The organism is Demequina sp. NBRC 110055 (genome assembly GCF_002090135.1).
Classification (GTDB): Bacteria; Actinomycetota; Actinomycetes; order Actinomycetales; family Demequinaceae; genus Demequina.
On sequence record NZ_BBRL01000010.1, the window covers coordinates 65495 to 86800 of the forward strand.

Annotated in this window: 17 protein-coding genes and 6 tRNA genes; 12 read left to right on the plus strand and 11 right to left on the minus strand. The window is 69.6% G+C overall.

Annotation, left to right across the window (positions count from 1 at the left end):
- Positions 1 to 22 precede the first annotated feature (22 nt).
- Both B7K24_RS11525 and B7K24_RS11530 read right to left on the minus strand, forming a co-directional pair.
- Complete coding sequence (locus tag B7K24_RS11525) at positions 23 to 895, minus strand: aminotransferase class IV (RefSeq protein WP_084130491.1); 873 nt, start codon at positions 893 to 895, stop codon at positions 23 to 25.
- Positions 892 to 1983 carry a chorismate-binding protein gene (locus B7K24_RS11530; protein WP_084130492.1) on the minus strand — a complete coding sequence of 364 codons (1092 nt, stop codon included), beginning with the start codon at positions 1981 to 1983 and terminating at the stop codon, positions 892 to 894. Before B7K24_RS11530 ends, B7K24_RS11525 begins: the two co-directional genes overlap by 4 nt.
- A gap of 94 nt (positions 1984 to 2077) precedes the next feature.
- Here B7K24_RS11530 and B7K24_RS11535 point away from each other — a divergent pair.
- The 7 genes from B7K24_RS11535 (at position 2078) to B7K24_RS11565 (ending at position 3149) form a co-directional block, all read left to right on the plus strand.
- A tRNA-Gly gene (locus B7K24_RS11535) sits at positions 2078 to 2150 on the plus strand.
- Between the two features lie 33 nt (positions 2151 to 2183).
- A tRNA-Cys gene (locus tag B7K24_RS11540) sits at positions 2184 to 2254 on the plus strand.
- Position 2255: 1 nt separating this feature from the next.
- Positions 2256 to 2330: transfer RNA gene (locus tag B7K24_RS11545), tRNA-Val, on the plus strand.
- 241 nt (positions 2331 to 2571) lie between these two features.
- Positions 2572 to 2644, plus strand: a tRNA-Gly gene (locus B7K24_RS11550).
- A 23-nt stretch (positions 2645 to 2667) separates the two neighbouring features.
- Positions 2668 to 2738, plus strand: a tRNA-Cys gene (locus B7K24_RS11555).
- Between the two features lie 5 nt (positions 2739 to 2743).
- Positions 2744 to 2818, plus strand: a tRNA-Val gene (locus B7K24_RS11560).
- Between the two features lie 64 nt (positions 2819 to 2882).
- Positions 2883 to 3149 carry a PLDc N-terminal domain-containing protein gene (locus tag B7K24_RS11565; protein ID WP_084130493.1) on the plus strand — a complete coding sequence of 89 codons (267 nt, stop codon included), beginning with the start codon at positions 2883 to 2885 and terminating at the stop codon, positions 3147 to 3149.
- 24 nt (positions 3150 to 3173) lie between these two features.
- Here B7K24_RS11565 and fucO read toward each other — a convergent pair whose 3' ends face one another.
- The 4 genes from fucO to B7K24_RS11585 form a co-directional block, all read right to left on the minus strand.
- Positions 3174 to 4328: a lactaldehyde reductase gene (fucO, locus tag B7K24_RS11570; protein WP_084130494.1), complete on the minus strand. Its 1155-nt coding sequence runs from the start codon at positions 4326 to 4328 to the stop codon at positions 3174 to 3176.
- A gap of 71 nt (positions 4329 to 4399) precedes the next feature.
- Positions 4400 to 5383, minus strand: a complete 984-nt coding sequence (locus B7K24_RS11575) for an endonuclease/exonuclease/phosphatase family protein (RefSeq protein ID WP_084130495.1) — start codon at positions 5381 to 5383, stop codon at positions 4400 to 4402.
- Positions 5384 to 5399: 16 nt separating this feature from the next.
- Positions 5400 to 5996 carry a DUF1684 domain-containing protein gene (locus B7K24_RS11580; RefSeq protein WP_084130600.1) on the minus strand — a complete coding sequence of 199 codons (597 nt, stop codon included), beginning with the start codon at positions 5994 to 5996 and terminating at the stop codon, positions 5400 to 5402.
- 42 nt (positions 5997 to 6038) lie between these two features.
- A complete protein-coding gene (locus B7K24_RS11585) occupies positions 6039 to 6581 on the minus strand; it encodes a TetR/AcrR family transcriptional regulator (RefSeq protein ID WP_159449238.1) in 543 nt (180 codons plus the stop codon).
- A 117-nt stretch (positions 6582 to 6698) separates the two neighbouring features.
- On the opposite strand from B7K24_RS11585, the gene B7K24_RS11590 reads away from it, so the two are divergent.
- The 3 genes from B7K24_RS11590 to treZ all read left to right on the plus strand — a co-directional run bounded on the left by B7K24_RS11590 (position 6699) and on the right by treZ (position 11526).
- On the plus strand, positions 6699 to 7130 hold the full coding sequence (locus B7K24_RS11590; protein WP_084130496.1) for an organic hydroperoxide resistance protein: 432 nt from the start codon (positions 6699 to 6701) through the stop codon (positions 7128 to 7130).
- 146 nt (positions 7131 to 7276) lie between these two features.
- The gene (treY, locus tag B7K24_RS11595; RefSeq protein WP_084130497.1) at positions 7277 to 9796 is read left to right on the plus strand and encodes a malto-oligosyltrehalose synthase; all 2520 of its coding nucleotides are present in this window, start codon (positions 7277 to 7279) and stop codon (positions 9794 to 9796) included.
- Entirely contained in the window at positions 9793 to 11526 is a 1734-nt protein-coding gene (gene treZ, locus B7K24_RS11600; protein WP_084130498.1) for a malto-oligosyltrehalose trehalohydrolase, read from the plus strand. Before treY ends, treZ begins: the two co-directional genes overlap by 4 nt.
- Here treZ and B7K24_RS11605 read toward each other — a convergent pair.
- The 3 genes from B7K24_RS11605 to gndA all read right to left on the minus strand — a co-directional run bounded on the left by B7K24_RS11605 (position 11523) and on the right by gndA (position 14324).
- Positions 11523 to 11708 carry a hypothetical protein gene (locus B7K24_RS11605; protein WP_084130499.1) on the minus strand — a complete coding sequence of 62 codons (186 nt, stop codon included), beginning with the start codon at positions 11706 to 11708 and terminating at the stop codon, positions 11523 to 11525. The genes treZ and B7K24_RS11605 overlap by 4 nt on opposite strands.
- Positions 11709 to 11772: 64 nt before the next feature.
- Positions 11773 to 12750: a cell division protein ZapE gene (zapE, locus tag B7K24_RS11610; RefSeq protein WP_084130500.1), complete on the minus strand. Its 978-nt coding sequence runs from the start codon at positions 12748 to 12750 to the stop codon at positions 11773 to 11775.
- Between the two features lie 89 nt (positions 12751 to 12839).
- A complete protein-coding gene (gndA, locus tag B7K24_RS11615; protein WP_255372788.1) occupies positions 12840 to 14324 on the minus strand; it encodes an NADP-dependent phosphogluconate dehydrogenase in 1485 nt (494 codons plus the stop codon).
- 65 nt (positions 14325 to 14389) lie between these two features.
- On the opposite strand from gndA, the gene B7K24_RS11620 reads away from it, so the two are divergent.
- On the plus strand, positions 14390 to 14950 hold the full coding sequence (locus tag B7K24_RS11620; protein WP_084130502.1) for a DUF3000 domain-containing protein: 561 nt from the start codon (positions 14390 to 14392) through the stop codon (positions 14948 to 14950).
- Positions 14947 to 16203, plus strand: a complete 1257-nt coding sequence (locus B7K24_RS11625) for an HRDC domain-containing protein (RefSeq protein ID WP_084130503.1) — start codon at positions 14947 to 14949, stop codon at positions 16201 to 16203. Before B7K24_RS11620 ends, B7K24_RS11625 begins: the two co-directional genes overlap by 4 nt.
- Positions 16204 to 16415: 212 nt before the next feature.
- Here B7K24_RS11625 and dxs read toward each other — a convergent pair whose 3' ends face one another.
- Together dxs and acnA are read right to left on the minus strand one after the other, a co-directional pair.
- Complete coding sequence (dxs, locus tag B7K24_RS11630; protein ID WP_234986693.1) at positions 16416 to 18284, minus strand: 1-deoxy-D-xylulose-5-phosphate synthase; 1869 nt, start codon at positions 18282 to 18284, stop codon at positions 16416 to 16418.
- Positions 18285 to 18452: 168 nt separating this feature from the next.
- Positions 18453 to 21263 (minus strand): aconitate hydratase AcnA, encoded by a 2811-nt coding sequence (acnA, locus tag B7K24_RS11635; RefSeq protein WP_084130505.1) that lies wholly within the window; start codon positions 21261 to 21263, stop codon positions 18453 to 18455.
- Positions 21264 to 21306: the final 43 nt, after the last annotated feature.

Consider the following 21306-nt stretch of genomic DNA (forward strand, 5'->3'; position numbering starts at 1 on the left):
CGAGCAGGAACCAATATAGCGCCTATTTGCGGCGCGGAAGACCAGGATCGGGCTCGGCCTCGGCCCGCAACTCGAATTGTGAGGCGAGTTTTCGCAGGAGCGGCCCCGACGCGAGCTCGTGACCGTCGAGCGTGGACACGTGCTGCACCCCGCGCGTCGAGGACGTCACGGCGAGGTGCGCCTCTCCCGCGATGACCTCGTCGAGCACGCTCATCGTGAGCTCGCCCGGCGCCGTGGCACGTACGGGCAGGCCGGCCATCGCGCCCCACTCCAGCGCCAAGCCTCGGGTGATGCCCGCGAGGCAGCCCGACGCGAGTGGCGGCGTCACGATTTCGCCGCCGCGCTCGAGGAAGACGTTGGTCGCCGTGCCCTCACAGAGGTGGCCCTGCGTGTTGGCGACGATGGCCTCGTCGCCGCCCTTGTCCCGCGCATACGCGACCATGACGGCGTTCTCGGCGTACGAGGTGGACTTGACCCCGGTGAGGGCACCACGCTCGTTGCGCCGCCAGGGCGCGCGCACCGCGTGACACACACGCGGCTTCGCGGCGTCGATGCCCACCACCACGGTGGTGAGGGGCCCGTCGCCGCGGGCCGATCCCATCGGCCCCGGTCCCGACGTCACCGTGATCCTCAACCGGGTCACGGCTCCCCTGCCCGCCTCCATCACCTCGTCGATGGCGCCGCGCAACACGTCCGTGTCGACGCCGGTCAGGCCCATCCGGTCCGCGCCATACGCGAGGCGGGCGAGGTGGCGGGTGGGCGCGAACACACGCCCGTCGCGCACCGTCATCGTCTCGAAGATTCCGTCGCCCACGGTCAGCCCGTGATCGAGCGACGTCGCGACGGCCTCGTCGGGATCGCGAAGGCTCCCCCCAGCCCACACCACGATTGTCATCCCGCCATCCTTGCGGTGGATGCCAGGGCAATCAAGCGCCTGGCCTTTAATTCCGTTTCGCGCCACTCGGCGCCGGGGTCCGAGCCCCACGTGATGCCTGCCCCCGTGCCGAAGCGCAACGTCCCGCCGTCGGCCCGATCCCACCAGAAGGTGCGGATGCCCACCGCGAGTTCCGCTCTTCTCGAGTCCGCGTCCACCCAGCCGAGCGCTCCGCAGTACGGCCCGCGCGGTGCGCGCTCCTCGCGTGCGATGATCCTCAGGGCGCTGGACTTGGGCGCGCCCGAGACCGACCCGGGCGGGAAGGTCCCGCCGAGCAGCGCGGGCCACAGCGATGCGGTCCAGTCGTAGTCGGGCGCGAGCGTCGCCGCCACGGTCGACTCGAGGTGAGTCAACCCAGGGTGCTCGTGAAGCCCCAGGAACTCGGTCACCGCGACGGAACCGGGCACGGCCACGTGCGACAGGTCGTTGCGCACCAGGTCCGTGATCATGACGTTCTCGGCCTCGTCCTTGGCGAGCATCGGCTCCCCTGGCGCCGCGGTGCCTTTGATCGGGGCGCTCGACACGCGGTTGCCGTCGATGGCGAGGTACAGCTCGGGTGAGGCTGACACGACCCAGGCACCCGGCGCATCGGCCGACCAGGGAATCGTGATGCGTGACGCGAACCTCGCCGGATTGCCGAGCGCCAGGCGCTCGCTTAGCGCCACCGCGTCCGGACCGTCAGGCCCCGCCGGCATGGGCGTCGCGAGCACGCGACAGAGATTCGCTTGATACACCTCGCCCTCACGGATGTCGCCGCGAATGCGCTCGACCGCCGATCGGTAGGCGACCTCGTCGAGTGAGGTGACCCAGGCATCGGCCGCCGGTCCAAACCACGCTCGGCCCGTGGGCTCGGGCGCCGCATCGGACCACGTCACGTCCCCCATGCGCCACGCAGAGATCCGGCCCTCGAAGGTGCCGACGAGCACCCAGAAGCCGCCCTCGGCAAGGCGGTGGCCGTCACTGAGGACGTCGATGTGCTCGAGCACATGGCGCGCCCGGACGCCCCGAAATGCGGCCTCGCCGCGCCCGCCGCTGTGCTCCTCGTTCACGGCATCAACGCTAGTGGCTGGCGCGGGAGGCGATTTGGCATCGGGTCAACCCATGGGCTAGTGTTTACGTCTTGTCAGGGCACGCCCTGACAACGCGGACGTGGCTCAGTTGGTAGAGCATCACCTTGCCAAGGTGAGGGTCGCGGGTTCGAGTCCCGTCGTCCGCTCGTAGGTTCGTAGCCGATGTTTTCGGCGACCACGGTGGGTTGGCCGAGAGGCGAGGCAGCGGCCTGCAAAGCCGTATACACGGGTTCGAATCCCGTACCCACCTCGGGCGATTGGCGCAGCGGTAGCGCGCTTCCCTGACACGGAAGAGGTCACTGGTTCGATCCCAGTATCGCCCACCAGACAAGCCGTCCCTTCGGGGGCGGCTTTCTTCATGCCCGGCCCCTCCCCCCGGCGCTTTGAACCGGTTTCGATGCCGACACGCCGGTGACCCGTCCATTTCACGCGACGGGGGTCGGCATGGCGGTGCCTCATCCGGTTCACACCGTCTGGGGGCACGACACGCGGCCGATGCGGTGGTCACCGAAGCGCCCGGGATGCGCTACAGTTTTCCACGGCCCGAAACGTTCAGTTTCGGTCCGCGCGGACGTGGCTCAGTTGGTAGAGCATCACCTTGCCAAGGTGAGGGTCGCGGGTTCGAGTCCCGTCGTCCGCTCGCAAGATCGAGGTCGGCACCATGGTGGGTTGGCCGAGAGGCGAGGCAGCGGCCTGCAAAGCCGTATACACGGGTTCGAATCCCGTACCCACCTCGCACGGGCGATTGGCGCAGCGGTAGCGCGCTTCCCTGACACGGAAGAGGTCACTGGTTCGATCCCAGTATCGCCCACCACACGAGAGCCGCCCCGAGACACCGGGGCGGCTCTTCTCGTTCCCGCTGACGGTACGGTGGGCGCATGCCGCTCGACGCGAATCCTCTGATCCCCACCGCATACGACGTGGTGTGGTCGGTCATCGCAGCGGCGATCCTCGTCGCCACACTGAGCGCGGCCATCTCGGTCGCCCGCCACACGCGCGTGCTTAGCGGTGCCGCCCTTGCCCTGTGGCTCCTCCTGGTGCTGTGCCTGCCGGGGATTGGCGCCGTCGTGTGGTTCGTCGCCGGCAGAGGCCCCGCCCAGCGCGAGATGGAACGCCTCTATCCCGAGGCACCACCCCTGCGCTGAGCGGGCACGGCGGTCGCCCCTGCGTCAGTCAAGCAGGCTTGCGTACAACTCCACGAAGTCCTCGACGCTCGCCTCGCGCGGGTTGCCGCCGGCGCACACGTCGTCGAACGCCGCCTGGGCGAGAACGGGCACATCCTCGGCCGTGGCACCCAGGCCCGAGATGGTCGTGGGGTTGCCGAGGTCGCGGGTGAGCGAGGCGACGGCCTCGACCGCGGCGCGCCGCGCATCGGCCAGCTCCATGGTGGCCGCACCCTCGACGCCGAAGGCCGCGGCAATGTCGCGGTACTTCTCCCCCGTGGCTTCGGCGTTGAATGCCATCACGGGCGCCAGCAGGACGCCGTTGGCGACGCCGTGCGGGGCGTGGAACAGCGCGCCCAGCGGGTGAGCCATGGCGTGGACCGCGCCCAGTCCCACGTTGGAGTAGCCCATGCCGGCGATGTACTGGGCGAGGGCCATACGGTCCATCGCCTCGGGGTCGCCATCGGCGGCGGCACGCAGGGCGCCTGCAATGACCTGGATCGCCTTCAGGTGGAACAGGTCCGAGAGCTCCCATGCCCCTTGGGTGACGTAGCCCTCGATCGCATGCGTGAGCGCGTCGAGCCCGGTCGCTACCTTGAGCGCCCGCGGCGCCGTCGCCATCATCTCCGAGTCCACGACGGCCATGATCGGGATGTCATGCGGGTCGACGCACACGAACTTGCGCCCGCGCTCGGTGTCGGTGATGACGTAGTTGATGGTGGTCTCCGAGGCGGTGCCTGCGGTCGTGGGCACGGCAATGATGGGCACCGAGGGGTTTGTCGTGTCGGCCACGCCCTCGAGCGAGCGCACGTCCGCAAACTCGGGGTTGGCGACCACGATGCCGATCGCCTTGCACGTGTCCTGTGGCGAGCCCCCGCCGACGGCGATGAGGACGTCGGCGCCGCTGTCGCGGAACGCTGCCACGCCCGCCTGGACGTTCTCGATGGGCGGGTTGGGGACCACGTCCTGATAGACCTCGAAGGCGATGCCTGCCTCGTCGAGCAGCGCGGTCACCTTGGTGGTCACGGCTGTCTCGACCAGCACCGCGTCCGTGACGACGAACGCCTTCGTAAATCCGCGGCGGGTGAGCTCGTCGGGGATGACTGAGATCGCCCCGGCTCCGAAGTAGGCCGTCTGATTCCAGATCATGCGCTGGACCATGGTGAGACTCCTTCCGAGGGACGCGCCCTCGCGTCGTGGGGGCCACGTTGACCCCGCTCACCTGAATAGTTTCAACCGCTCCCTGCAGTTGCCAGGGACGCAGGTCCCGCCACGATGTCCACTACCAGGGCGCGGTGGTCCGCCCCGGTCAGCGCGACGGTATCGACGGACGATGCCGCCCACCCCTCGGCTCGCGTGAGCACGTGGTCGATCGCGACCATGGGGAAGCCGCCACGGCCCTCAGGGAACGTGAACGTCCACCCTGCCCCCGCCTGGTCGGCGGCGCCCGCGTACCCCAAGCCTTCGAGGCGCCTCAGCGCGGCGTGGTCGCGCGTCGCGTTGAAGTCGCCCACCGCGATGACGTCCCCGGTCATGGTGCCGAGAAGGCCCTCGAGTGTGGCCATATCCTCGTCCCAGAGCCTGTGCTGCCAGAGTCCTGGCGCCGCGGGATGCACAGCGACCACGGTGAGGGGTCCCGACGGACCCTCGAGCCCCACCCTCACCGTATGAGCGGTCGTACCTGGGACCTCCGCGGCGTCGGTGAGCGCCCACGCGCTCCAGAGGCCGATACCTGCGAACCCCTCGGCGGACGCGGTGAATGCGTGCGGGAGGGCCTCGCCAAGGCCTGCTCGTTCGAGCGCCGCCACCGCATCCTGCGTCAGTTCCTGCACCGCCAAGATATCCACGCCGCGTTCGCGGACCAACGCGACGACCTCGTCTGGCGACACACCGCCGAACGTCGCGTTAACGGACGCCACCGTGACGTCGGCCTCGTCCGTGAGTGCCGCGGGCTCGGCGGTCACGAGCGGGAGCTGCGTCACGGCTCCCCAGACCGTCATCGCCACCACCCCTGCCACCAGCGGCCACGAACGCGCCGCGAGGCCCAGCACGAGCGGCACCAGGAGAACTGACACGAGCCATGGCGTCAGCGCGATCAGGACCGCGAGCGGGCCCGCCTCCCATGACAGCGCCCGTGCCACCCACACGCCACCCACGCCCATCAGTACGAGCCAGCCCATGACCACGACGACGCGACGCCACGGCGGCCGACGCATCGGCCTCCTAGGCGCGTCAGTCGAGCGCGACGTAGCGCTCCCCCACCTCGACCGGGACGTCGAGGCGATTGCCGGGCCCCGGCAGCGGGCACACCCAGTCGCTCGAGTAGGCGCACGACGGCTGGAAGGTAAAATTCAGATCGATCACGAGTCCGTCGGTGCCGCCGCCCAGGTCCGCGCCCTTCACGGTGTCGAGCAGGTAGCGGCCGCCGCCATAGGAGTCGGGTGCGGGATCCTTGAGCGGCACGAAGACGCCGCCGCCATAGGAGTCAAGCCACCACACGTCGAGGCTGCCGACGTCGCCGAGCGTGACGCGTCCGATGCGCTCGAACGGCACCACGCCATCGGTCGCGGTGGGAACCTCGCGCCGTTCCGGCTCGGCCGGCTCGACCGCGACCTCAAAGCGCCATGCCGAGTCGTACGCCGCCATGACGGGAGTGAAGGACTCGCGGTGCGCCTCGGGCACCGGCGTGGCGGGGTGGGTGGCGAGGAGGGCCGCACGCCGCTCGGCCCAGCGCGCATGCGCCGCGACGGGGTCGGGGGTGGCCCGCACCTCGGCGTAGATGTCCGCCACCTGTCGGCGCCAATCGAGAATGTGCCAGGAGTAGTCCATGTCACGACCGTACGCGACGCACGGCATGCACGGGTGCGACCCCTACGCGGCGACCAACGCCTCGATGCCGGCAGCCAGCTCGTCGGCGGCGCGACGCGGGTTGCCGGTCACGTAGCCATCGACGAGGGCACCGTCGCGCAGCATCATGACCTGGCGTGCCACCTCGTCGGGCGCCTGCGCTCCCCTGTCACGCGCCCACGCGGCGATCGCGTCGATCATCCAGCCGCGAAAGCGCGCCACCACCGCGCGCACGGGGTGATCGGGGTCGGGGTATTCGGCGGCGGCGTTGATGAAGGGGCACCCGCGAAAGCCGGGCCGACACATCTCATTCTCGAAGATCGCGGCGATCGCGCGCGGCTCCCCCGTCGCGGAACGACCAAGGCCTTGGACGCGCTCCAGTTCCGCCTCGAGGTACGCCACTACCAGCTCGTCCTTCGAGGGAAAGTGTCGATAGAAGGTGACCTTGGAGACGCCCGCCTCAGCCAAGATCCGGTCGGCGCTCACGGCGCGGATCCCGTGGGCGGTAAAGAGGGCCGATGCCGCGGCAAGGATCGCCTCGCGTGCCTGTCCGCGTGTGCTCGCCATCGCTCCTCCAAGAAAACTTCGATTGCGGGGAATCATCCCATGCATGGGTGGGTTGTCGTCCATGTAGACGTACTAGTACCTCTACTTTTCGAACGCCACCGCACAAGGAGTCATTCCATGGACAAGCCCAAGGTCTTCTACACCGCCACCGCCACCGCGACGGGTGACGGCCGCAACGGCCACGTCGCGACCGACGACGGCCTGGTCGAGTTCGAGCTCGCCACGCCGAAGCCCTTCGGCAAGCAGACCAAGACCAACCCCGAGCAGCTCTTTGCCGCCGGCTTCTCCGCGTGCTTCAACTCGGCGTTCCAGATGACCGCCAAGAAGGCCAAGGCGCCCCTGACCGATTCTCAGGTGACAGCCAAGGTGGGCATTGGCCCCGTCGGCCTCAAGGGTGGGTTCGGCCTCGCCGTGACGCTGCAGATTCGCACCGAAGGTCTCGACGAGGCGACCGCGCGGCAGCTCGCCGAGGCCGCACACGAGGTCTGCCCCTACTCCAACGCGACCCGCGGCAACATCGAGGTCACGCTCGAGGTCACCGCGGCGTAGCCCCGCCGGGCCGCCTCACATCCGGACCGGTCCGGCCGCTGCCCCACGGCATCGGCCGGGCTTTCTGCGTGCCTCAGGAATGAGAAACACCCCCGACACGCTTATCTGGGAGGATGACCACAAGCGTTGGAAAGGGCCACAGTTGCATGTCTGAGATCAGTCACGAAACGACCCGCCGCCTGGGACACAGGGCCGAGGCGGCGGTACCGATCTCCACATACCGCCTGCAATTAAGCGAGTCCTTCACGTTCGCCGATGCCGCCGCCAGGTTGGACTACTTCTCCGCCCTGGGCGTCACTCACCTCTACCTCTCCCCCCTCCTGGACGCCGCGCCCGGCTCCACGCATTTCTATGACGTGGTGGACCACTCCCGCATCTCGCCGGTTCTCGGCGGCATCGAGGGCCTGCGCGACCTCGCGTGGAAGGCCGGCGAACACGGCATCGGCCTCATCGCCGACGTGGTGCCCAACCACATGGCCGTCCCCACCCCCGCGTACTTCAACAAGGCGCTGTGGTCCGTGCTCGCCGAGGGCGAGGAGTCGGACCACGCCCACTGGTTCGACGTCGACTGGTCCGGCGGCGACCCGGTGCTGATGCCCGTGCTCGGCCAGCGCATCGGCACGGTGCTCGCCAACGGCGAACTCACGCTCGACACGATGGTCGTCCCGGGCTTCGAGGACGCCGGCGAAGTGCCCGTGCTGCGCTACTACGAGCACGTGTTCCCCGTACGCCCCGGCACCGAGAACCTACCCATGGCGATGCTCGTCGACCAGCAGCACTACCGCCTCGCCTACTGGCGCGTCGCCAACGAGGAGCTGAACTACCGGCGCTTCTTCGACGTCGGTTCGCTCGTGGCCGTGCGGGTCGAGGACCCCGACGTGTTCGACGCGACCCACCGCGTGATTGTCGACCTCATCAAGGACAACACGCTGCAGGGCCTGCGCATCGACCACCCCGACGGCCTCGCCGACCCCGCCGGCTACCTGCAACGCCTCTCCGACGCCACCGACGGCGCCTGGGTGGTCGTCGAGAAGATCCTCGAGGATGAGGAGCGCCTGCCCACCTCGTGGAAGACCGCGGGCACCACCGGCTACGACGGCGCATGGCGCGTGGGGGCGCTGCTACGCGACCCCGCCGGCTCCTCTCCCCTGGCCGCCACGCTGCACCGCCTCACGGGCGACGCGATGGGGACGCTGCCGGCCATGATCAACGAGGCCAAGCGCGAGATCGTCAAGGAGTCGCTGTCGAGCGAGGTGCACCGCCTCGCGACCATCGCCCACACCATCTGCACCACGGACGTACGCTTGCGCGACCACACCTGGCGGGCGCTGTACGACTGCCTGCGCACGCTGCTGATCACGTTCGACCGCTACCGCGCCTACGTCGTCGCGGGCGTGCCACCCAAGCCCGCGTCGCTCGAGGCCATCGACCATGCCGCGGAGCTCGCGCGCGCCCAGCTCGACGCCGAGCGCCACGAGACGCTCGAGGTCGTCGTCGACCTTCTCAAGGGCGCCGAGGTGGGCTCCGCCGGCCGCACCGACGACGCCAACCGACGCGAGCTCATCACCCGCTTCCAGCAAGCCTGCGGCGCCGTCATGGCTAAGGGCATCGAGGACACCGCGTACTACCGCTGGACACACTTGTTGCCGCTGTGCGAGGTGGGATCGCCCGCCTCCCGCTTCGCCCTCCCGCCGGCCAACTTCCACGCGTGGGCCGACGAGCAGCAGATCCAATACCCGCACGGCATGACCGGCCTCACCACCCACGACACCAAGCGTTCCGAGGACGTCCGCGCACGCCTGTCGGTGCTGTCAGAGGCCGCCGACGAGTGGGACGCGCTCGTCACCCGACTGCAGGCCGCCACCGAGGAGATGCGTCCCTCCCTTCTCGATGGCCGCACCGAGAACCTGTGGTGGCAGACCCTCGCCGGAACGTCCGACGAGCACTCGTTCATGGAGTGGGACCGCCTCGAGGGCTACCTCATCAAGGCGATGCGCGAGGCCAAGACCCACACGACGTGGACCTCGATCGACGAGTCCTACGAAAGCTCCGTGTTGTGGTTCGCGCAGGCCACACACGCCGACCACGCCGTGCGCTCACTCCTGACCGAGTGGCACGAGTCCGCCGCCGCGGGCGTCCGTGCACACATCCTGTCGATGAAGCTCATCCAGCTCACGATGCCCGGGGTTCCGGACACCTACCAGGGCACCGAGACCCTCGCGCCGTCCCTCGTCGACCCCGACAACCGCCGCCCCGTCGACTACGACGCGCTGGCCGAGATGCTCGAGCGCGTCACGACCGGCGCGAAGCCGCGCACCCTGGCCGAGGAAAAGCTGCTGGTGACCGCGCGCGCCCTGCAGACCAGGCGGGAACATCCTGAGGCCTTCACCGGGGACGACTGCGGCTACGTGCCCCTGCCGTCCTCCTCGGGCCACGCCGTGGTCTACGCCCGCACCGACGGCGAGTCCGCGCAGGTCATCACCGCGGCCACTCGGCTCGGGCTGGACCTCGAGAAACTCGGCGGCTGGCGCGAGCACACCGTGACGCTGCCCGAGGGCCGCTGGCGCGACGTGCTGAGCCGCCACGCCTTCGACGGCGGCACGGTCGAGTTGCAGGCTCTCCTCGGGGCGCGTCCCGTCGCGCTGCTCGTCAGGGAGGACGCATGATGGCGCGCGTGTGGGCACCCCATGTGGACTCCGTGGGGCTCGTCGTGGGCTCGGCCGATGCCGAGGTCACCGCAATGACCAGGGGCGCCGATGGCTGGTGGTCGGGTCCCGACCTGCCTCCCGGCACCGATTACGGCTACATCGTGGACGGCGAGGGCCCGTGGCCCGACCCGCGCTCGGCACGCCAGCCCGGCGGCGTCCACGGCCTGTCGCGCATCTATGACACCGCGCGTTTTGCGTGGAACGACGGCGAGTGGTCAGGCGTCGACGTGCTCGGCAAGGTCTTCTACGAACTCCACGTGGGCGCCTTCACGCCTCAAGGCACGCTCGACGCGGCCGCCGCACAGCTGCCGGCGCTGCGTTCGGTGGGCGTCGACGTCGTGGAACTCATGCCGCTCGCGCCCTTCCCCGGGCGACACGGCTGGGGTTACGACGGCGTATCGCTGTACGCGGTGCACGAGGCTTACGGCGGGCCCGCGGCGCTCCAACGCTTCGTCGACGCCGCGCATCGCGCAGGAGTCGCGGTGTGCCTCGACGTCGTCTATAACCACCTCGGCCCCGACGGCAACTATCTGTCCAAGTTCGGCCCGTACTTTACCGACGCTCACCACACCCCGTGGGGCTGGGCCGTCAACCTCGATCAGCCCGAGGCCGACGGCATGCGCCGCTACATCTGCGACAACGCCCTGCGCTGGTTCGAGGACTTCCACATCGATTGCCTCAGGCTGGATGCCGTGCACGAGCTGGCGGACGACTCCGACCGACACGTCCTCGCGCAGCTGAGCGACGAGACCGCCGCCCTCAGCGATCGCCTCGGCCGCCCGCTATCCCTCGTCGCCGAGTCCGACCTCAACGACGCGCGCATGGTGACGCCTACGGCGGAGGGTGGGTTCGGGATGACGGCGCAGTGGAACGACGACATCCACCACGCGCTACACGCCTACCTGACCGGCGAGCGCCACGGCTACTACGTCGACTTCGGGTCGCTCGAGACGCTCGACAAGGTCTATCGAGAGGTGTTCTGGCACAACGGCACGCATTCTCCGTTCCGTGGGCGCGAGTGGGGCAAGCCCGTCGCTGCGGACGTGGACCGTCGCCGCTTCATCGCGTTCGCGTCGAACCATGATCAGGTGGGCAACCGGGCCATCGGCGACCGACCGTCCACGCACCTCACGCCCGGCGCGCAGGCCGCGTCGCTCGCGGCGGTGCTACTGTCGCCCTTCACGCCCATGCTGTTTATGGGCGAGGAGTACGGCGAGACCAGGCCCTTCATGTTCTTCACCGACCATGACGAGCCGCTGGGTACGGCGGTGTCCGAGGGTCGCATGAGCGAATTCGGTGGCCATGGCTGGGAGCAGTTGTACGGCGGTGAGGTGCACGTCCCCGATCCTCAGGACCGCACCACCTTCCTGCGCTCCAAGTTGGGTGACGGCGTGGGCGCCGACAGCGCACACCACCACGCGCTGCGCGACTGGGTCGCGACGCTGATGGCGCTGCGCGCACGGGTGGAACCGCGCGAGGCGTGGGCCGCGCACCCCGCCGGGGCGAGCGAGTCCTCCCCGCGAGTCCTCACGCTGAGTGGCCCCGTGACGGTCCATGCCAACCTGACCGACGCATCGGCCGTCGTCACCGACGGTGGAGAGCTGGTGGGGTCCTTCGGCAGTGTCACGCCGTTGGACGGCGGGTTCGAGCTCGCCGGCGACGCCGTCGCGCTTGTGGCGCAGCGTTAAGCGTTCAGGGCGACGAACACGTCGTAGATGAGGAACGCTGGCCACACCAGCGCCTGCAGGAGCGCGCCCACGTGCTCCCAGAACCCGTCGGCGACGTTCCAGAAGTACACGGCCGAACCGATCATGCCGAGGAAGTAGAAGCCGCCGCCGGCCGCGGCACCGCCGTTATTGGTGCTGGTCATGGTGTCCCCCTCATGGTCGCTACTGCCTGTTGTAGCAGTCGGAGGGCGTCGGCGCGCGCTGGCTCTACTCCCCCGCGACCATCGCGAGCATGCGGCTGAGGGCGCGGTAGTACTTCTTGCGGTAGCCGCCGCGCAGCATGTCCTTGGTAAAGACCTCCCCGAGCGAGTGTCCGGAGGCGACGATGCGCACGTCGCGGTCGTACAGGCGGTCGACGAGCGCGACGAGGCGCAGCGCCTGAGCCTGGTCGGTCAGCGGCGCGACGCCGCGCAGGCCCAGCACCTCGAGCCCGTCCACGTATGCGCCGAAGCGGCTGGGGTGCACATGGGTGAGGTCCTCCATCAGCGCCGCCCAGTCCTCGCAGGCGGCTCCGTCCGGCCTTCCCGCAGCGATCACGTCCTCGACCTTGGCCGGCGGAGGGAAGGTGAGGTCGCCGCGCCCGCGATAGTCGGGTCCGTCAATGGTGATGACCTCGAACACGCTCGAGACGGCCTGGATCTCCCGCTGGAAATCGTCGGCGGCGAAGCGCCCCTGGCCGAGCGAGCCGGGCAGGGTGTTGGATGTCGCAGCCAACGCTACCCCGGCATCGGCCAACTCCCGCATGAGCCGGGCCATGAGGACCGTGTCGCCGGGGTCGTCGAGTTCGAACTCGTCGATACACACGAGCGCAAACTCCTGCAGCGCGCGGCGCGTGCCCTGGAAGCCCAGGGCACCCACGAGTTGGGTGTATTCGACGAAGGTGCCGAACGCGGCCCGATCGCCCACCTCGCGGGCGAGCGACGCCAGTAGGTGGGTCTTGCCGACGCCGAAGCCGCCGTCCAGGTAGATGCCCTTGCCCGCGCTTGAGCGGCGAAGGAGCCCGCGTCGGCCGATGCCCTTGGCGAACGAACGCGCGGCGTCGACGGCCTCGCGCTGGCTGGGGTACTCGGGGTCGGGTAGATAGGAGTCGAAGGTGGCGGCGGCGAAATGTGGCGGGGGGACGAGGGCGGCGATCAGAGCGTCGGGCTCGACATGGGGCCTCCGTCCGACGAGGCGGGCGGTCATGGGTCACACCCTAGTGAGCCGCACACGGCGCAGACAGCACGACGCCCCGGCCACCCGTGAGGGCGACCGGGGCGTGTGAGTGGCGTGGCTTAGGCCTCGACCTCGGTGCGGTCGCCGCCCCACAGCGTGTGGAAGGTGCCGTCGGCATCCACGCGCTTGTAGGTGTGGGCGCCGAAGAAGTCACGCTGGCCCTGGATCAGGGCCGCAGGCAGGCGCTCGGCGCGCAGCGAGTCGTAGTACGACAGCGACGAGCCGAAGGCGGGCGCGGGCACGCCGGCAAGCGCGGCCTGGGAGACCACGCGGCGCCAGGCGCCCACCCCGTTCGCGATGGCGCCGGCGAAGTAGTCATCCACCAGCAGCGACGCGAGCGAGTCGTTGCGCTCGTAGGCCTCGGTGATGCGGTCGAGGAAGCGGGCGCGGATAATGCATCCCTCACGCCAGATCTTGGCCATCTCGCCGCGCTTGATGTCCCAGCCGTACTCCTCGGAGGCGGCCTGGATCTGGTCGAAGCCCTGGGCGTAGGCGACCACCTTGGACGCGTACAGGGCGAGGCGCACGTCCTCGATGAAGCCCTTGCGGTCCTTGATGTGGAAGTCGCCGGCGTTGCCAACGAGCACGCCGCGGGCGGCCTCGCGCTGCGCGGTCTGCGAGGAGATCGCACGGGCGAACGTGGCCTCGGCAATGCCGGTGACCGGGGCGCCGAGGTCCAGGGCGGACTGCACGGTCCAGCGGCCGGTGCCCTTCTGGCCCGCCTCGTCCACGATGACATCCACGAGCGGCTTGCCGGTCTTGGCGTCGACCTGCTTGAGGACGTTTGCGGTGACGTCGATCAGGAACGAGTCGAGGTCACCGGTGTTCCACTCGGCGAAGATGTCGCCGATCTCGGCGGGCGTGAGGTTCAGGCCCGCGCGCAGCAGGTGGTACGCCTCGCCGATGAGCTGCATGTCGGCGTACTCGATGCCGTTGTGCACCATCTTGACGAAGTGGCCGGCGCCGTCGGGACCGACGTGCACGCAGCACGGGGTGCCGTCCTCGGCCTTCGCGGCGATCTTCTCGAGGATGGGGCCGAGGGTCGCATAGGACTCGGCGGGTCCGCCGGGCATGATCGAGGGGCCCAGCAGCGCGCCCTCCTCACCACCGGAGACGCCTGCGCCGACGAAGTGCAGGCCCTTCTCCTTGAGCGCTGCCTCGCGACGGCGGGTGTCGGGGAAGTGAGCGTTGCCCGCGTCGACGATGATGTCGCCCTCTTCGAGCAGCGGCGTGAGCGCGTCGATGACGGCGTCGGTGGGGCCACCGGCCTGCACCATGATGACGACGGTGCGGGGCTTCGCGAGGGCCTCGACGAAGTCCTCGAGCGTCTCGCAGCCGATGAACTCACCCTCGGAGCCGTGCTCCTCAATGAGCGAGTGCATCTTCTGAGGCGAACGGTTGTGCACCGCCACCGTGAAGCCGTTGCGGGCGAAGTTGCGCGCAAGGTTGCGCCCCATCACCGCGAGTCCTGTCACACCGATCTGGGCCTGAGCCATGTTCCGTCCTGTTCGTGTCCGGGGAAGGTGGTCTGTACCGCGCTCCAGCCTAGTGCGCTCGCGTCGCGTGGCGAACCGGGGCCACGGTAGGCGCCACGCCTAGGCTCAACCGTATGGCCCAGGACTTCGAGCAGGCGCCGCCGGACTTCCGTGCCGCGTTGACGTCGCTCGCGTCCGCCCACACCCGTGCCGACGTGACACTCGCCGAGGCGCCCGCCCCCTCCCGCATCGCGCCGTACGCCGTCGCGATCACCGGGGAGCTCGACTCCGACGAGCTGCACGCCACAGGACGGTTCGTGCTCCTGCACGATCCCGCGGGGCACGACGCCTGGGACGGTACCTACCGCATCGTCGCGATGGTCAAGGCCGAGGTGGAGCCGGAGATCGGCGCCGACGACATGTGGGCGGAGGTCGCGTGGTCGTGGCTGCAGGAGTCGCTCGAGGGCGTCCCACATCACGCCAGCGGCGGCACGGTCACCAAGGTGACCAACCGGTCCTTCGGCGATCTCGCCGAGCGCGACGACGAGGTCCACGTCGAAGTGCGCGTCTCGTGGACCCCCGAGGACACCGACATGGAGCCACACCTGAGAGCCTGGACCGACCTGCTCGCCTCCTGCGCGGGCGTACCTGATCTTCCTGAAGGAGTCACGATGCTGCCGGGACGCCACGCATGAGCGACGCCCCTACCGATGCTTCCGCCGCCGAGGCGACCGCAGCATCGGCCACCCCCCTGACCGAACCCGCCGGAGGTGTCCCCCAGGTCATCGCGACCGTCGAGGGCCTGGAGCGGATGGCGGCGGCCTTTGCCGCGGGCACCGGCCCGATTGCGGCCGATGCCGAACGCGCCTCGGGTTTTCGGTACGGGCAGGCGACCTACCTCGCACAGTTCAAGCGCGAAGGCGCCGGCATCGCCCTGATCGACACGGACGCACTGCCGGACCTGTCGATTCTCAATGAGGCCTTCGGCGACGCCGAGTGGATCTTCCACGCCGCAAGCCAGGACCTGCCGGGCATGCGCGACCTGGGACTCACACCCGCATCCGTGTTCGACACCGAGCTCGCCGCCCGACTGCTGGGATGGCCCAAGGTGGGCCTCGCCGCGGTCGTGGAGCGCGAGCTGGGGTTGGCGCTGGCCAAGGAGCACTCGGCGCAGGACTGGTCCACCCGGCCGCTGCCCTACGACTGGCTGGTCTACGCCGCGCTCGACGTCGAGATGCTGATCGACCTGCGCAACGGCATGTACGCCCACCTCGAGGAGGCCGGCAAGCTCGAGTATGCGCGCCAGGAGTTCGAGGCGGTGCGCCTCGCTCCCCCGCCGCCGCCGCGCGTGGAACCGTGGCGCCGCACCTCCGGCTCGCACCAGATCCGCGACCAGCGCGGCCTCGCCATCGTTCGCTCCCTGTGGGAGGAGCGCGACAAGGTCGCACAACGACGCGACATCTCTCCGGGCCGCGTACTGCGCGACGCCGCCATCACGGCCGCCGCACAGGCCAAGCCCACGACCCTCGCGGCATTGCTGCAGGTGCGCGAGTGGCAGTCCCGCGGCACCAAGCGCGCCGCACCCCGGTGGTTCCCGGCCATCGAAAAGGCGCTGGCCCTTCCCGAGGCGGAACTTCCCGCCAAGCGCGGGCCGCGCGGGGACGGTCCCCCGCAGCCGCGGATCTGGAAGGACAAGCGCCCCGAGGCCGCCGCGCGGCTCGATCTCGCCCGCCCCCGCCTGCTCGCGCTCGCCGAGAAGCTCGAGATGCCCGTCGAGAACCTCCTACAGCCCGACGCCATGCGTCGCGCGTGCTGGGAGCACCGCGGCGGCGGCGAGGAAGAGATCCGCGCTCTGCTGGCGTCGCGCGACGCACGGCCATGGCAGATCGACCTCACGGCGCCCGTGCTCGCGGAGGCCTTCGCGGAGGCGGCTCGCGCGGGCGAATAGCGACCTCGCACCACGGTCCGTGTCAACGAGACGCAGTGGGTCGAGCCGCCGCCCCATCGGTGTGGCCCACGGGTGTGACAGATGTGCAGGGTGTGACAGGTGAGCGAGTCCCACCTGTCACACAGGCCTCACCAGCCTCAGGCGTGGGCCAAACCGATGGGCACCGCGGCGCGCCGCCTCTCATTCCGGTTCAGACTGTCTGACGGGCCGGGTCAGTCGAGGGCCGCGATGACTCCGTCGGCGATGGCGGAGGCGTCCAGGCCCACCTGCTCCACGATCTGATCGCGCGACGCGTGAGCGAGGAACTCGCGGGGCACGCCGTGGTGGATCCAGGTGGCGGTGCCGCCGGTCAGGCGCGCGTACTCGGCCCATTCCTGGCCGAGGCCGGCATCGACGAGGCCGTCTTCGATCGTCACGATCAGTTCGGCGCCCGCGGTGAGTTCCTCGAGCCCGTCGGGCACCGGATGCACCCACGTCGCGGTGGCGGCGATCACCGACAGGCCATCGGCGGCCAGCTTGGCGGCCGTGTCGACTGCGGTCGGCGCCATCGAGCCAAGCCCGAGCACCACCACGCGCGGTGCCGCGCCGTCGCTCACGCCCGCTTCCGACAGCACGTCGATGTCTTCCACGGCGCGGACCGCGGGCAGGTCGTCGCCCACGGGACCCTTGGGGTAGCGCACCACGGTGGGGGCGTCATCGACGTCGATGGCGTCGCGGAAGGCGCGGCGCAGCGTGGCGGCGTCGCGCGGCGCCGCGATGCGCAGCCCGGGCACGTGCCTGAGCAGCGCCATGTCCCACATGCCGTTGTGGCTGGGGCCGTCGTCACCGGTGATGCCGGCACGGTCCAGCATGAACGTCACGCCTGCGCCGTGCAGTGCGACGTCCATGAGCACCTGGTCGAAGGCGCGGTTGAGGAACGTCGCATACACGGCGACCACGGGGTGCATGCCCGCGAAGGCGAGGCCTGCCGCAGAGGTCACCGCGTGTTGTTCGGCGATGCCGACGTCGATCACGCGGTCAGGGAAGGCGTCGGCGAGCGGCTGCAGGCCCACGGGCGCAAGCATTGCGGCCGTCAGCGCGACCACGTCGTCGCGCTCGCGCGCGACATCGAGGATCTCCTCGGCGAACACCTTGGTCCACCCGAATCGCGAGGGCTTGACGGGCAGACCCGTCTCGGGGTGGATCCGCCCCACCGCGTGGAAGCGGTCGGCCACGTCCTCCTCGGCGGGCGTGTAGCCGCGCCCCTTCTCGGTGAGGACATGCACGATGACGGGGCCGCCGAACGCCTTCGCGTGCGCCAGCGCTCCCTCGACCTGCTCGAGGTCGTGACCGTCGACGGGGCCCACGTACTTGAGCCCGAGGTCGTCGAACATCCCCGGCTCCGCGATCAGGCCCTTCACGGCCCGCTTGCCGTGCATGACGGTCTGGTAGGTGAAGTTGCGCCACGGACCGCGGCCCTCGAAGGTGCGCTTGCCCCAGCCGAGGAACTGCTCGTAACGGGGATCGGTGCGAATGCCGTCGAGGCGGCGGGCGAGGCCGCCGATCGTGGGCGCATAGGAGCGGCCGTTGTCGTTGACCACGATGACGACCCTGTCGCGCGAGGCGGCCACGGAGTTCAGCGCCTCCCAGGCCATGCCGCCGGTGAGGGCGCCGTCGCCGATCACCGCGACCGTGGTCCGGTCATCCTCGCCGCGCAGGGTGTGGCCGCGCGCGATGCCCGCGGCCCACGACACGGCGGTCGAGGCATGCGAGTTCTCGACGATGTCGTGTTCGGACTCGGAGCGCTGGGGGTAGCCCGCGAGCCCGTCACGGGTGCGCAGCGCGGAGAAGTCGCGCCGGCCCGTGAGGAGCTTGTGGACGTACGACTGGTGGCCGGTGTCGAACACGATCGAGTCGTGCGGCGACTCGAAGACCCGGTGCAGGCCCAACGTGAGCTCGACGACGCCCAGGTTGGGGCCAAGGTGGCCGCCGGTGAGCGACACGGACGCCACGAGGTAATCCCGAATCTCCTGGGCGAGCTCGGTGAGTTCCTCCGAGGTCAGCCCGTCGAGGTCACGGGGTGACTCGATGCGCTCCAGCACGCGGTTCTCCTGACATTGACTCACCCGCCGTGCGGCGGGAACGGTTGACGATAAGCGACCACTGTACGTGGCACCGGGCCGCGCGGCCCACATGCGACCGCGCGCCCGCTCACCTGATGGGGTGAACGGACGCGCGGGTCGACGCGGGCGAGACCCGCACGGGCGTGCTTACGCGCTCACGAGCGAACGCAGCACGTACTGCAGGATGCCGCCGTTGCGGAAGTAGTCGGCCTCACCGGGCGTGTCGACGCGCACGACCGCGTCGAACTCGACCACCGAGCCGTCCGCCTTGGTGGCCGTCACCGTCAGCGCCTTGGGGTGCTCGCCGTTCGAGAACGCGGACACACCGGGAATGTCGAAGGTCTCGGTGCCGTCGAGGCCCAGCGACGCGGCGGACTGACCTGCCGGGAACTGCAGCGGTAGCACGCCCATACCGATGAGGTTCGAGCGGTGGATGCGCTCGAAGCTCTCGGTGATGACCGCGCGCACACCCAGCAGGCGCGTGCCCTTGGCCGCCCAGTCGCGCGACGAGCCGGAGCCGTACTCCTTGCCACCGAGGACCACCAGGGGCGTGCCGCCGGCCGCATAGTCCTGCGCGGCGTCGTAGATGGTGTCCTGCTCGCCCTTCATGAAGTTGTACGTGAAGCCGCCCTCGACGCCGTCGAGCAACAGGTTCTTCAGGCGGATGTTCGCGAACGTGCCACGGATCATCACCTCGTGGTTGCCGCGGCGCGAGCCGTAGGAGTTGAAGTCGCGGCGCTCGACGCCGTGCTCGGCGAGGTAGACGCCCGCGGGGCTGTCGGGCTTGATCGCGCCTGCGGGCGAGATGTGGTCGGTCGTGACCGAGTCGCCCAGCAGCGCCAGCACACGCGCACCCGTGATGTCCTCGACGGGCTCGGGCTGGGCGCCCATGCCCTCGAAATACGGGGGCTTGCGCACGTAGGTCGAATCATCGGCCCACTCGAAGGTCTTGCCGTCGGGCGTGGGCAGCTGCTGCCAGCGCGCGTCACCGGCGAACACGTCGGCGTAGTCCTTGGCGAACATGTCCTCGGTGATCGACGAGCCGACGATCTCCTCGACCTCGGCGGCCGAGGGCCAGATGTCGCGCAGGAACACGTCGTTGCCGTCGGTGTCCTGGCCCAGCGGGTCGGTCTCGAAGTCGTGGTCCATGGTGCCGGCCAACGCGTAGGCGATGACGAGCGGCGGCGACGCGAGGTAGTTCATCTTCACGTCCGGGTTGATGCGACCCTCGAAGTTGCGGTTACCCGACAGGACCGAGACGACGGCGAGGTCGTTATCGTTGACCGCCTGCGAGACCTCCTCGGGCAGCGGGCCCGAGTTACCGATGCACGTGGTGCAGCCGTAGCCCACCAGGTGGTAGCCGAGCGCCTCGAGGTCGGGCCACAGGCCGGCCTTCTCGTAGTAGTCGGTGACGACCTGCGAGCCAGGCGCCATCGAGGTCTTGACCCACGGCTTGACGTTCAGACCCTTCTGGTTCGCGTTGCGCGCCAGCAGCGCGGCGGCGAGCATGACTGACGGGTTCGACGTGTTGGTGCACGACGTGATCGACGCGATCACCACGGCGCCGTGGTCGAGGGCGGTCTCGGTGCCGTCAGCGAGGGTCAGCGGCACGTGCTTGTGCGGGCGGCGCTTGCGAATGTCGGCGCTGGACTCGCGAGGTGCAGGCGCGTCGCCCGCGTGTGCCTCGGCCGCGATGGGGTCCGACGCGGGGAAGGTCTCTTCCACGGACTCGTCGAGGCCGTGCAGTTCCTCGTGCTCGGCATAGTTCAGGATCGACTGCCCAAACGACGCCTTCGCGTCGGTCAGCTCGATGCGGTCCTGGGGGCGCTTGGGACCGGCGATCGAGGGCACGACCGTCGACAGGTCCAGCTCAAGGTACTCGGAGAACACCGGCTCGACGTAGCCCTCGGCGGAGGGGTCGTGCCACATGCCCTGCTCCTTGCAGTACGCCTCGACCAGCTTGACCTGGTCCTCGGAGCGACCGGTGAGCTTCAGGTAGTCGATGGTGACGCCGTCGATCGGGAAGATCGCGGCGGTCGAGCCGAACTCGGGCGACATGTTGCCGATGGTGGCGCGGTTGGCCAGCGGCACCGCGCCCACTCCCTCGCCGTAGAACTCGACGAACTTGCCGACCACGCCGTGCTCGCGCAGCATCTGCGTGATGGTGAGCACCACGTCGGTGGCGGTCGCGCCGGCGGGGATCGCGCCGGTGAGCTTGAAGCCCACCACACGCGGGATGAGCATGGACACGGGCTGGCCCAGCATGGCCGCCTCGGCCTCGATGCCGCCCACGCCCCAGCCGAGCACGCCCAGGCCGTTGATCATGGTGGTGTGCGAGTCGGTGCCGACGCACGAGTCGGGGTACGCCTGCGTGGCGCCCTCGACGTCCTTGGTCATCACGCCACGGGCCAGGTACTCGAGGTTGACCTGGTGCACGATGCCGGTGCCCGGGGGCACCACCTTGAAGTTGTCGAAGGCCGTCTGGCCCCAGCGCAGGAACTGGTAGCGCTCACGGTTGCGCTCGTACTCGAGGTCGGTGTTGCGCTCGAGCGCGTCCTTGCGGCCGAACACGTCGATGACGACGGAGTGGTCGATGACCATCTCGGCGGGCGCGAGGGGGTTGATGACGGAGGGGTCGCCGCCGAGCTCCGCGACGGCCTCGCGCATGGTGGCGAGGTCGACGACGCAGGGGACGCCGGTGAAGTCCTGCATCACCACGCGCGCGGGGGTGAACTGGATCTCCGTGTCGGGCTCGGCCTGCGGGTCCCACGCGGCCAGCGCGTTCACGTGGTCGGCGGTGATGTTGGCGCCGTCCTCGGTGCGCAGCAGCGCCTCTGCGAGGACCTTGAGCGAGAACGGAAGCTTCTCCAGACCGGGGACCGCCCCGAGCCGGTAGATCTCGTAGGACTTTCCGTCCACGTCCAGCGTGGCCTTGGATCCCAGCGTGTTCTCGCTCATGCAGCAACCTCCTATGGTTCGTGTCCGCGGCCATCCTATCGGC